Raw genomic sequence first — 13,000 nt, forward strand, 5'->3', positions numbered from 1 at the left:
ACATTTAAAGGGTGCTGAGACCACATAGAAAAGGTAATGCCATGCCAGAATTAGGGTGCTGCATTGCGGAAGTCAGGAAATACGTGCCCAACAAGTTGAGTGCATAATCCAACAAGGAAAAACTAATTTTCGGGTATATTAATCTGTGGAACAGGAGGTGATAAGGTTATGTTTATCGACTACCTAACAATTATGTTGATTAACTTAGTGGCAGGATTGTTCCTGCTGGGATACTATGTTTACCGTGGCATCGACGATCCTGACCAGAGGCGCTGGGCTCCAGGTTTTTTGATAGTTGGAATTATAGGGATCGCAACAGGTTTGCATATGACTCTAACCTGGCCTCTACCCGGTGCAAATAATATTGCCTTTGGTGAGACAGAGCTCCTGTTTGGAGTTCTATTTCTTGCGGCATCATTAGCTCTTGCATTTAATTGGAGCCTGTTTTCAATTTCAGTTTTTGCAATATTTGCCGGTTTTGTTGCTATAGAGGTTGGAGCAAGGATCATACAAAAGGGCCTAACACAGGAGCCAATAGTGGCCGGCGTGGGCTTCATTCTTACGGGTTTGACCGGCTTACTTCTTGCGCCAGTTCTCTACTGGCTAAAAGCCAGGCCATATAGGTTGATATTCGCAATAATTGCGATAATTGCAGCAGCGATATGGGCGTTCATCGGTTACGGAGCATATTGGAGCCATTTTGATTCTTTTGCTCAGTGGGCTCCGGCAACGTTGAGGAAATAATAGGAAATAATTATGCGTGATTAATAATGCTTTAAAATATACGGCTGCCGTCCTTAATAGGACGGTAGCCTGTATATGTTAGCGGTAAGCTATCAGCATAAAAAATAAAACGTGGAACTTAAATCTCTGCCCGTTAGTAGTCCTCAAGGTTTGTGCTACTTGATCAATCTTTTCTTCATAAGAGCTATAGGTACCAGGAAGAGAATGGCGGTTAATGCTATGACCCAGATTGAGCTAGCTAAAACGCTTATGTCCAGTCTGCCTAATGCGAGACTGCGGCAGACTACTACGACGTGATAAAGCGGTGTAAACCACGCAAGCGTTCCCGCCCAGGAGGGAAGGGCTTCGATTGGGAAGAATATCCCAGAGAAAAGAAATAGCGGTGTAATAAACAGCGTGAAGTAGTAGTTGAAGAGCGCTATATTTGAGACAAGTGCGGTAAAAGTCATGCCGATAATCGCAAACAGCAAAGAGAACACGAAAAGCAACACAATTAGAAGAAGTGCGTCAGGTGACTTAACAAGACCAAACAGCGCAATGACGATAAGAAATATAAGGGCGTTGAGATATCCGCGAGTGGCACCCCAGAGCACCTCGCCGCCAACCACGTCCTCTATGCTTAGCGGTGTCGCTAAAACGGCGTCGTACGTTCTCTCGTACTTCATACGGACAAAGCTGTCATAAGTCGTCTCAAACGATGCTCCAAACATAACTGTTGAGGCCAAAAGACCGGGGGCTAAGAACTGAAGGTAGCTCATCCCTTCAATCTCTCGCACAAAAAGACCTAATCCAATCCCGAGGCTGAGAAGGTATATAAAGGGTTCAAAAAAAGTTGGGGCAATTGAGAGCCAAAATACTTTTCTAAATATAGTCCAGTTGCGCTGCCACATCCGCCAGACACCTACGGCTGATATCGAGCGGGCGACCTCAATCAATGACCTCAATCCCTCAGCCCCCTTCCAGTAAGCTTTAAGAAGACATCCTCAAGAGTCGCTCTTCTAACAAGCATGTATTCGATTTTAAGCTTCGCCGACTCAGCGGTTCGAAGAAGCTCATCGGCCGACGGTGCGAAAAACACGAGGGTCTTGTCTTGGATCTCGTAGTTATTACTTTTTGGGATCAGTATATCGAGTGCTTTATCAGTCTGGTCCGGCAAGAATCTTATCTCTAAGGCTTCTCGACCCGCATACTTTTCGATAAGTTCGGGTGGTGAGCCCTCGGCAATAATCCTGCCCTCATCCATAATTACAAGGCGATCGCATAGAGTGCTTGCTTCATCCATATAGTGCGTCGTGATAATGATCGTTACATTCCGCTCTCTGAGCCCGGTTAGTCTGTCCCAGATGAGATGTCTTGCCTGTGGGTCGAGCCCAGTGGTAGGCTCATCAAGGATTAGAAGCTCTGGGTCGTTAAGTAAAGCCCTTGCCACAAGAAGCCTTCTTTTCATGCCTCCGGAGAGCACGTCGACGAGTGAGTTGGCCCGCTCGGTTAGCTGCATGAAATCAAGTAACCCCATTGCTCTTTCCCGGGCGATCTTTCTCGGGATGCCGAAATAGTTAGCGTAGACCAAGAGGTTCTCAAGCACAGATAACTCTGTATCCAGGTTTGTCTCTTGCGGCACGACCCCGATGCGTGCCTTAATCTTGCGGATTTGGGTCTTTACGTCGAGTCCTAGCACCTCTAGGGACCCTTCAGATAGCGGGGACATCCCGTAGAGCATCTTTATTGTAGTAGTCTTGCCGGCACCATTTGGCCCGAGAAAACCAAACCTCTCGCCGCGCTTTATCTCAAAACTTATATGGTCTACTGCTGTTAGACTATTAAACCGCTTTGTAAGCCCTTTGGCGATTATCACATCTTCGGTTTTTATCATATCCAAGGATACCACCGTTTTGTTTATACCCGATTATGGCTTACAAATGGAAGAAACGGGGGATTTGAGTTGCTCATATGTAATATACGCTGGCTAGGAGCCCAATTATATCCTAGGGAAAAAATCGGAAAAATATGCCCGAAATTACTAAAGTTTACCAGATTTTATCCGATAATATACTAAAGATTCGTATTATAAAAAATATAACGCCGTTAAGATTACCACTACGTCGTAATATCCTTCTTAATCCAGTCATGCAGGCCTTAAATTGAATATTTGCAGGGATGGCCTGGCTATTCATCAGCTAAGAGCACGTTATTTTCTACGCTTTATATGCTAAAAGGTTAAAGCACTCGTCTTTATAGGCTTCGCTATCAAGGGCGAGTTTTTGCGTTTTAAGGAGTGGTTTTTAGGTGCTAAGACTCTCTAGAGCAAAGAGATTCAAATTCCTGGTCATTTTAGTGTTGCTTGTAACCTTCTTAAATTTGGGGTTGCCACTTAACGCATTTGCTGCCCAAGCAGCATATGCCGAGCAGCAGAGAAGTATTGGCTCTGAGGAGAGCCCGGGCTTTTTTGCCACGGTTTTGGATGGCATAGCGAACTTTTTCTCAAGCGTGGGTAAAGCCATCAAGGGCCTAGGCAAGAGCATAACTAATTTTGTTACAAGCATTGGAAAGGATAAAAACGCTCCTGATATCCCTGAGAAAACGCTAAACAGTAAAACGACTAATCTAGGCAATGGCAAATACCGCACGGAAGTATACTCCGAGCCCATCCATTTTAAAAATAGCGATGGTGAGCTGCAGGATATAGACAACAGCCTAGTTGAGAGCAAAAAGGAAGGCTTTGCTTTTGAAAATAAAGCCAATAGTTTTAAGGTTTTCTTTGCTGAAAATACCATCAGCAACAACTTAGTGCGTGTTGTAAGCGGTAAGCACACAGTTGAGTGGAAGCTACTTGATGTAAATAACGTAAAAGGCGTTGAGAAGGGTAGTTCCATAACTTACAGCGGTGTATTTGCTGGTGTAGACATAAAATACACGGTTGAAAACACCAAAGTAAAAGAGGACATCGTTCTACATAATGCAAACACGCCTACCTCATTTAGATTCGAACTTGGCCTTAAAAATCTCTACTATATCCAAGAAAAGGGCGGCTCCATCTCCTTTTATGATCAGGTCACAAAAGAGAAGATTTGGTTAATTGAAAAACCCTTCATGTATGACGCCAATGGAGAAGAATCGCAGGATATTACGGTAAGCATTAAGGATTTTAAAGGCAAATCCTATCTTACTCTTGCCGCTGATCGGGATTGGCTAAAGAGCAAGGATAGAAAATATCCAGTTATTTTAGACCCGACTATCCACCCGGGGGCAAGCGACGGTCGAGATACTTTTGTCTCATCAAGGTATCCAAATACTGATTATAAAGCAAGCTCATACCTTCGTGCGGGCTATATTAGCTCCTATGGTACCACGATTTCTTTTCTCTGGTTTAGTGCAATTGATGACTTAGCTCATGGAAACAATGTAACGGTAGAAAATGCCACGCTATCTCTTACTAATACTTATGGCACAGGTGGGCCAGTTGCCGCGCACAGAGTGTATGATTACTGGGCGAACCGGTACAACACGAGTTACACTGTAACTTGGAACCAGAGACCCGGCTACGACCCCAATGCCGCAGCTTATGAGTATTACGCTCCTTGGGATGGCGAATTCAAGTTTAATATTACAAATCTTGTACAGGGTTGGCTGCGCGGGAGTTATCCGAACTATGGTATTGCTCTAGATTCTAGTGGTGGGTACCGACGGTACTACTCGTCAGATAGCGGCAGTTCAGGGCGCCCTAAATTAGAGATCGACTATTGGATTGATACAACACCGCCTGATATATATCTTAATTATCCAGATAATGATATTGTAAGCGGCGCTTCAAACATTGAAGTTTATACCGAAGACGACAGCGGTGTCTCCTGGGTTAGCTGCTATGTTGGTGGCCGCTATGTTGGCGGCGGCGGCGGCTCAATTAGTGTTCCTTGGAACACAAAAGCATTTAGTGACGGCACCTATACCGTTTACATCCAGGCATCCGATATTTACGGCCATGTTTCAAGCACACAGGGCACGGTTATCATTGATAACAATGCGCCACAGGTAAGTATAACCTCACCAGTTAGTGGGTCAACGCTAACTAATAGTGTACCTATTAACATAAGTGCCAGCGATGCAGGTGCTGGTGTCGCTTACATAGACCTCTACATCAACGACGAGCTTGTAGATACCCTATACGGGGCACCTTACACCTATAACTGGCAGACAACAGAGTTTCCAGCCGGTCTTTATACGATAAAAGCAGAGGCATTTGATGGGGCAGGGCGCAAAGCGGTGTCAAGCTTGGTTGACATCAAGCTTGACCATGACGGCCCATCGATTCAGATTGTCTCGCCTGCTGCAGGTGAATACATCTGCGGAGTAGTTCCCGTTCAGTTTGAGGCATTTGATGATCTAGGGGTAGTTCAGGCAAAGCTCTATGTTGACGGCTTCCCGCAGGGTGCTAAAGACTATGCGCTCTTCTTTGATCCAGAATTCTTGCGGATCGACTCGTTTGATCTGGATACGACCAAACTCATCGAGGGCAAGCACAATCTATCGGTAGTCGTTAAAGACATATTCGGCCGTGAAAGCATTGCCGAGATTCAGATAACAGTTGATAACACCGACCCAACCGGTGACATCACATACCCTGGCAACGCTCAAGCCGTAAGGCAGATTGTGCCAATCGAGGTCTTAGCCGGTGACACCTTATCCGGCATCGACAAAGTCGAGTACTATGTTGACAACAACTTGAGTGAAACGCTCTACGACGCCCCGTACATCTACGAGTGGGATACAAAGTCGGTTGAGGATGGAAACCACACCTTGCTGACCAAGATTTACGACTTTGCTGGCAACGTAATAAGCAGACAAGTCACCGTAAGCGTGGACAACACTGCTCCAATCCCGGCTATCAACGCACCGGTAAGCGGTGCTGTTTTGCAAGGCTTAGCTCTAATATCTGGCTTTGCGGCTGACAACCTTGTTTTAGATAAAATCCGCTTGAAGGTTGAGAAATTAGGCGGCGGCTATGAGAAAGACTTTGCCGCCACAAGCGCGGGCAGTGGCAGCTGGATATGGGATACATCGATGGTCCGTGACGGCGAGTATACTCTCATGCTTGATGCCTCAGATACCGCCGGCAACACTGCAGTCGCCAAAATAAACGTTATCGTAAAGAATATCCCCGATGAGCTAGGCGTCAAAGGCTTCTTAACATACCATAACCAGCAGATGACCTACTTTGATACCTGGGTGAACGCAAAGTCGGGCAACTTAACTCTAAAGAGGACCGACCTTGATATTGCCGGCAGGCTGCCGACCTCTGTGACCCGCACCTACAATAGCCAGGCCAAGGGGCTGGAGTCTCTGGGCTATGGCTGGCACTTAAATGTGGGTGCATACCTTAGCGAGTACGCTAGCGGCAATATCGAGATACTGGACGCATCAGGCACTAAGCTCTTATTTACAAAGAGAAGCGATGGCACTTTTGCAGCACCCGCCGGCATATACGATACCTTAACCAAAAATAGCGACGGCATGACGACCACTTACACGCTTACCTACCAGAACAAGATCAAAGATATCTTCGACTACGATGGAAGCCTGATTAGAACAGAGGACCTAAATGGCAACTATATAGCCTATGACTACGATGAGAGAGGTAGGCTTGCGGCTATTGTCGATGATGCGGGGCGCACCTACAGCTTTGCCTATCAGGCAGATGGCCTCATCGAGTCGATAACCGACCCCGCAGGGCAGAAGATAGTTTACGCTTATAACGATAGGCTTGATTTGGTACAGGTAACCGACCAGGCTGGAAATATCTCAACCTACACATATGACGACAACCATAATCTCATAAGCTTTACCGACGGCACTTTTGATGCGAGCGGCAACCCAAACAAGTCAAGGTTTGAATACGCTGACGGCAAGGTGGTTTCGTTTATCGATCCACTGGGCAACAAGACGACATACAGTTACGATTCTGCAAACAGGCAGATGGTCGTAGCCGATGCCTTAGGCCACAAGACGACCTATACATATAACGAGGCCGGCAACCCGGTCTTCATAGTTGACCCCTTAGGTGCTAAGACATCCTTTGAGTTTGAGAACAACAACCTGATTGCTACCATCGATGCCAAGGGAGGCAAAGCCTCCTACGTCTACGATAGCGCGGGCAACATGGTTGAGACGGTAGACACCTTAGGAAGGATTACCCTTTACGCCTATGACATAAACAACAAACCGATAACAATAACGTATCCAGACAACACAACCACCCGGTATGTCTACGATGAGGCGGGAAACCTTCTTCAGGAGACTGATGCACTCGGCAAGACCACTACTTACACCTATGACGAGTATGGCAACCGCACGAGCACGACCGATGCCTTGGGTGCGACGACTATTTACACTTACGATGAGGCCGGCAATGTTACGAGCGCTACCGACTCAAAAGGGAGCACAACTACCTTTAGCTACGATGTACTTGGCCAGCTGACAACCATAGAAGACCCGCTTGGCAACACCACATCTTACGATTATGATGCATTGGGCAACAGAACATCGGTAACCGATGCAAACGGTGCTACTACCACATACACCTATGATGCAAACGGCCAGGTTGTAAAAGAGATTGATGCCCTCGGGGCAACTACAACCTACACTTACGATGGCAACGGCAATGTTGCGTCTTCTACCGATGATCAAGGAAATACCATTGCATTTGCCTATGATGCAGCCGGCAACAAGGTCTCTGAGACCGATCCATTGGGCAATACTACGGTCTACCAATATGACGCCGCTGGGAATGTGACAAAGACCACTGATCCAGAGGGCAGAACCACAGTGCTCTCCTACGATAGCTTGGGCCAGGTAGAATCAGTATCCACACCAGAGGGTGCAAAGACGGGCTACAACTATGATTCAGAAGGCAACCTAATAGCGCAGACTGACCCTAACGGTGGCACTACAAGTTATACTTACGATAAAAACAACCAGGTAACGGAGACCAAGGATCCCCTCGGTTATCTGGCCAAGTTTGAATACGATGCAAACGGAAACATTACCAAGACGACCGACTTTAACGGGGCATCTTCAACCTCAGTCTACGATGCAGCCGGTAACGTGGTTGCGATTACCGATGCGACAGGTGCCAGCACAAGCTATGTTTATGATGCAACCGGAAATCTGGTAAGCATAACCGATCCCCGGGGAAACAAAACAGAGTACACCTATGATGCTCTTGGCAGAGTTACGGCTGAGACCGACCCATTAGGCAACACCGAGCGCTATGAATTTGACGGTGTGGGCAACCTCATAGCGCAGACCGATGCCATGGGCAACAAATCATCCTATACCTATGATGCTAACGGCAACTTAACAAAAGAGACTGACCCATATGGTAACTCGACGAGCTTTGTCTATGACTCACTGGGCAACCTCACAGCCGAGGTTGACCCGGAGGGCAACAAGACAACCTACACCTACGATGCAAACGGGCAGCTAACTAGCGAGACCGACGGCGAGGGCAATACAGATAAATATACCTACTCAGCAAGTGGGGATCTTACATCTGAGACAAATTCGAGAGGTTTAACTACCAGTTATACTTACGACTCACAGGGCAACGTGTTAAGCGTAACCGACCCGCTGGGAAACACCGAGAAGTACACCTACGACGGCATGGGCAACATGACGTCTGAGGTTGACGGCCTCGGCAACAAAACGACCTACGGGTATGACAAGGGCGGCAATCTTCTCTCTGAGATAGATCCTCTGGGGGCCATAACTAAATACACCTACGATGCCGCCGGTGAGGTGCTCTCCGAGACCGACGCCCTGGGCAATACCACAACGTACGAGTACGATGCCAATGGCAACATCACAAAAGAGACCGACCAATTAGGTAATAGCACAACCTATGCTTACGACCCGATGGGCAATGTAACCAAAGAGGTTGACCCGCTTGGCCGCACGATAAGTCGCGAATACGATGCCGCTGGCAACATGGTTAGCGAGACCAATGCTCTAGGTGAGACCACCCGCTATAGCTATGACGGAAACGGCAACGTTAAGCAGGAAATCGACCCACAGGGCAATATAATCACATATAGCTACGATGCAAACGATAACATCAAGAGCGAAACCGATGCCCTGGGTAACACCACAGCCTTTACCTACGACGGCAACGGCAACATAATTAGCGCAACTGATCCAAGCGGCCTGGTGACCACTTACACCTACGATGCTAACGACAACTTAACCTCCGTTACAGACCCATCTGGAAACACAACCAAATATACCTATGACGGCGAAGAAAACTTAACCTCTGTAACTGATCCCATGGGTCAGGTGACTACCTACACCTATGACGCCAATGATAATCTCGCAAGCATTACCGATTCCTTAGGAAACACAACCAAATACACCTATGATCCAAACGGCCAATTGACAAGCATGACCAATGCAAATGGGCAGACCACAACTTATACCTATGACAAAGCCGGCAAGCTCACGCAGATTACTTATCCAGATGGCTCAACGGTTGAATATACATACAATGCCGCAGGAGATATGGTATCAAAGGTCGATTCCTCCGGCACCACAAGCTACTCTTACGATGCGGCCGGCAAACTCACCAGCCAGACAGAGCCCGATGGAACAAAGGTTGAGTATACCTACAACGGGGCAGGCGACATGGTGGCTAAGAAAGTAAATGGTGAGAGTTCTAACTACTCCTATGATGAGAGCGGGCGCATATCCTCTATGACAATTAGTGGCGGCACCATCTACTTTACCTACGACAAGGCCGGTAACAGAACCTCGATTAAATACCCGGACGGCACAACAACTGCTATGGAGTACGATGCGGCAGGGCGCCTCGCAAAGATAGAGACGACCAACCCATCCGGCACAGCCCTCTCATCTACTACCTACACCTATGACAGGCAGGGCAATCGCATAGAGATAACTAATGAGAAAGGTACCCACAAGTACACTTACGACAAGGCAGGCCAATTAACTTCTGCCACCTACCCTGATGGCAGGAGCGTCTCTTATACCTACGACAAGGCAGGAAACAGAACGAGCCTAGACGTAACTGTTGCGTTTAACGGAGTTGCCCCAAATGGCAAGAAGAAGGGCATAGAGGAGATTGTCCAAGATGTAGTTGCAAGCGGCAAAGTTAGCGGAAACAAGAGCGGTTTAAGAGAGACTATTCAAGCGGTTCTCTTAGGCACATATACTGACGGCAACAAGAGCGGCATCAAAGAGACGATTCTTGCAAGCGTAAATGGATACACGGTAAGTATTGCAACCTACGCTTACAACGAGGCAAGCCAACTAGTAAGAGCCGAATACCCGATTCTGCCCGTAGTATATGAGTATACCTACGACAAGTCCGGCAACATGGTATCAGATGGGCAGAAGGCCTACTCATACGACTCAGAAGGCCGCCTCACAAGCATAAAAGACAAAACCAAGACGATTACCTATACCTACGACGAGAAGGGCTTTAGAAAATCCATATCAGTAAACGGCAAGAAGAGCTTCTTCCACTACGTGGGAGAAAGACTTGCCTACGAGACAGATGCCTCGGGTGCAACCACCAAGAGCTTTGCCTATGACGATGAGGGAAGAGCTGTATCCTTTACCTATTCTGGAGAGACTTACTACTACATAACAGATGGGCAGGCAAGTGTCATAGGGCTGATCGACTCATCTGGAAACCAGATAGTCACATACTCCTACGATGCCTTTGGAAACTTGGCCGATATAGAGGGAGATGTTGGTCTAGCAAAAGCCAACCCGCTAAGATACGCAGGCTACTATTTCGACGAGGATGCTAGCCTATATTATCTTGTCAGCCGCTACTATGACCCATCTATCGGAAGGTTTATCTCAAAAGACAGTGAGCAAGCTGACCCAGTTGATCCTGCAACCATAAATCCGTATACCTACTGTGCAAACAACCCAGTAAACTACTTTGACCCAGATGGAAAAAGATACAAATCCTACCACAAGAAGCAAGCTAAAGAATTCTTTGGAATCAAAAACATGCGCCCCGGGGCAAGCACGAGGGTAAAGTCAAGCAAGAGCACTAAGGCAAAGGGAGAGTTTCATAGCGCAGTATCAAGCCTGTTAAAGAAAAAGGTCACTTACTTTAATGTGGGCAGCCAAAAAGTAAAGGTGACCAAATACGGCAGCCGGTACATGAAGGCCTCAAGCAGGGGTGAAAAACCCAGGCTCTCAAAGAAGGAAAGCAGCAAGAAGACGAAGTATACTAGGGCAAAGAGCAGAGATATAAAGAGCTTAAATAAGGATATTAGGAAGAATAGGGTTAGGGTTAAAGGACAAGTTTCAAGGGGTGCTAAAAGAATGGCTGTAGCCAATAAAGATGAAGTAGGTTTCGAGGAAGGCTACGATGAATTTAAGAAACCAAAGAAACCAAGCACATTAGATGAAATCAAAGATTTCTTCACTGGAGTAGCAAGGTTTGTTTCACTGCCTACTGATCTTATCTATAGAATTGGATGGACTGCTTGGATGAGTGAGAATTATAAGCCTGCAGACCTTGATAAAGCATGCTGGGAATACTATAAATGGGTCAGAGATGGAAAGACACAGGAAGCAAGGGATTTAAGGACTGATGTGCAAGATGCCTTAATGCGTGCTGGCTATCCTGTGACTGAAGATCCCAGCACTTGGGGTTCGATAAAAAAGGAGGAGAAGATACGAATTGTCCAGCTTTATTCAAGGGAATGGAATAAGAGAAAAGCTTACTGGGTGTCGAAGGTGGCAGGTAAATCATGATAATTAGTAGGGTATTTAGCAGGAAGAGAACGTTAATAAGAGCATCTTTAGAGGGGCTTGCTATAACCTATATATTCTATTTTATTGCTAATGCGCCCTCTGCAATTCACTCCTACCTTGAAATGCTGCCGAACGCATCAATGAGAGATCTCATTTTCAGCCTAGAACTTGTCTTCTCGTTCGGTAAGGCAAGTTTTAATAATCCAGCTCTAAATATACTATTTCATTGTTCTTTATCACTCGCATTTTTCTTATACGTGAAGTTGACCACGCACGATGTAACTTTTAAGCAAGGCCTAAAGGCAGCATTGCTGTTATTTCTAGCAAAGTTGATTTCAATTGAGGTTGCGCCACCCGTAGGTATTGGTGTGTTGTGGTCTTCGCCGCTATCTGAAAGTCTAAGTTCAATTTTGGAATGGGCGATTATTATTATACCACCGAACCTAGTTGTTGATTTCCTAATAATAAATTATATATCAACATTAGTTTTAGCTCATATGCGGAAAAGAACTCAACCGATAGCTTGATTAATAAAAATATTAAGGGGGTGTCTGCGCTGCGCCCCAAAAGTTAAACCAATAGGAAGGATTCCTAAGGTGAATGGCGGTATTACACTGTCGCTACTGCAAGCTCTCGCTTGATGAACTCATCCGGCGCAAGGAGAAGAGTAGCAATTGGGCTCACTACAAAGTAAAAGACGAAGATAAAATATACGATCTCTACGATGAGCTAGACCATGGCGCAGGTCACTCTACAACCAACAGAATAGGTGATAAGGTAAAATTTACCTATCATAATAACGTCTTAGGTTTTATGAAGCGGGTTGACGAATAGGCAAAAGCAGAGTACCAAGGGGGCGTCAGACTGTAAAATGTGTAAAGTGTAAAATGGGGCGTTGCTCAGCAACTACAATAGCATATATAAACATTAGCACATATATGCAAACTGTTGATATTTCTTCTACCTATCGCTTAAGCTTTACCCATGCCAAGGCAGCCCAGACTAGATATCCCAGGACTCATCTATCACGTAATCTTTCGAGGGATAGAAGGAAAAGAGATATTCAAGGGCGAGAAGGATTACAAATCCTTTCTTGATAGGCTCTCCTCTTTAGCTGGGGGCGCGGCGCGCGCTTCTTATGATTGCGACCGCTAAATTTATGCCATTATCAGCTTAGCGAGTGGCAAATTGATGGTACGAGACCTATTCTAGCTAATTCAAATTAGGTAGAAAAGTTTAAAATTAGGTAGAAGATAAGAAGGTATGTACATTATGGCAAATTATTTTAATTTGGATTGGCGTTTATTTTTATCGTGGTCGGCAGAAGAGACTTAGCCTGCTATGCTTAGGGATGTTGCCTTATAAGTACTCGCCATAATTATACCAGAGGATCATACCAGAGGAGCCGAAGTAGGCATTTATTTAAGCTCCACTTACTGTTTGCAGTTGTCTGTTTATGCTAGTATTGGCT

6 protein-coding genes are annotated in these 13,000 nt (G+C 46.1%); 4 read left to right on the forward strand and 2 right to left on the reverse strand.

Annotated features, from left to right (window positions below):
- Positions 1–168 precede the first annotated feature (168 nt).
- Positions 169–744 carry a DUF981 domain-containing protein gene (locus K6T91_08070; protein MCL6472749.1) on the forward strand — a complete coding sequence of 192 codons (576 nt, stop codon included), beginning with the start codon at positions 169–171 and terminating at the stop codon, positions 742–744.
- Between the two features lie 155 nt (positions 745–899).
- Here K6T91_08070 and K6T91_08075 read toward each other — a convergent pair whose 3' ends face one another.
- Both K6T91_08075 and K6T91_08080 read right to left on the reverse strand, forming a co-directional pair.
- On the reverse strand, positions 900–1,634 hold the full coding sequence (locus K6T91_08075) for an ABC transporter permease (GenBank protein MCL6472750.1): 735 nt from the start codon (positions 1,632–1,634) through the stop codon (positions 900–902).
- A gap of 50 nt (positions 1,635–1,684) precedes the next feature.
- A complete protein-coding gene (locus tag K6T91_08080) occupies positions 1,685–2,617 on the reverse strand; it encodes an ATP-binding cassette domain-containing protein (protein MCL6472751.1) in 933 nt (310 codons plus the stop codon).
- Between the two features lie 413 nt (positions 2,618–3,030).
- Between K6T91_08080 and K6T91_08085 the strand changes: the two genes are divergently transcribed.
- The 3 genes from K6T91_08085 to K6T91_08095 all read left to right on the forward strand — a co-directional run bounded on the left by K6T91_08085 (position 3,031) and on the right by K6T91_08095 (position 12,684).
- Positions 3,031–11,529 (forward strand): DNRLRE domain-containing protein, encoded by an 8,499-nt coding sequence (locus tag K6T91_08085; protein MCL6472752.1) that lies wholly within the window; start codon positions 3,031–3,033, stop codon positions 11,527–11,529.
- A 600-nt stretch (positions 11,530–12,129) separates the two neighbouring features.
- Entirely contained in the window at positions 12,130–12,363 is a 234-nt protein-coding gene (locus K6T91_08090; protein MCL6472753.1) for a hypothetical protein, read from the forward strand.
- A gap of 150 nt (positions 12,364–12,513) precedes the next feature.
- Positions 12,514–12,684 (forward strand): hypothetical protein, encoded by a 171-nt coding sequence (locus tag K6T91_08095; protein ID MCL6472754.1) that lies wholly within the window; start codon positions 12,514–12,516, stop codon positions 12,682–12,684.
- Positions 12,685–13,000 lie beyond the last annotated feature (316 nt).

Source organism: Bacillota bacterium, assembly GCA_023511485.1.
In the GTDB taxonomy this organism is placed as follows: domain Bacteria; phylum Actinomycetota; class Aquicultoria; order Aquicultorales; family Aquicultoraceae; genus CADDYS01.